The organism is Terrabacter terrigena, from assembly GCF_042676085.1.
Taxonomy (GTDB): Bacteria; Actinomycetota; Actinomycetes; order Actinomycetales; family Dermatophilaceae; genus Terrabacter; species Terrabacter terrigena.
Genome location: NZ_JBHTKH010000041.1, coordinates 1 through 514, shown reverse-complemented (window position 1 = coordinate 514; position 514 = coordinate 1). Strand labels below are relative to the sequence as shown.

Here is a 514-nt window from a genome sequence, read left to right as displayed (position 1 = left end):
CGACCCGCACCCGCTCAAGGACCTGCTGAAGCCAGAAACCGGCATACCGGACTTCACCTAAGCAGATATGCAGAACATCCGTTCTACTTGAGGTAGTCCAAGCAGCGCCGGGGGGAGGGCCGTATGCCGTACGTCGCTTCCTCACGAGCCTTCGCCGCGCTGCTCGCTGGCGGGTCTCCACGAGTGCTCGACCTGGCATGGGTCCGTGACCCGAATGGCGTCGCGGGGTCGGTTCGGCCGGTCATCACGGTGCTGCCGAACCGCTGTGCCGGCGAGGTCGTCTACGACAGCCCGGGCGGCCCCAGCGAGACGCACGCAACCTCGCGGTCCTCTGCGAGCAAGGTGCGTGCCGCCGAGCGTCCGGGGCCCGAGGCCGCCGCAGAGCCGGCTGAGCCGAGGGCCCGGGCCGAAGGCGTGGACCGACCGCAGCAGGACGAGCGGTCGCGGTCGGTGGGGGTGACCGAGGGCCTGCTGCGGGCGGGTGAGGCGGTGATGGCGCAGGTCGAGGCGCTCG

The 514-nt window shown here is 70.8% G+C and carries 1 protein-coding gene; it reads left to right on the top strand.

Features of this window, described 5'->3' with window-relative positions:
* Positions 1-123: 123 nt before the first annotated feature.
* A partial coding sequence (locus ACFQ2V_RS21250; protein WP_386055018.1) for a hypothetical protein occupies positions 124-514 on the top strand: 391 nt, incomplete at its 3' end.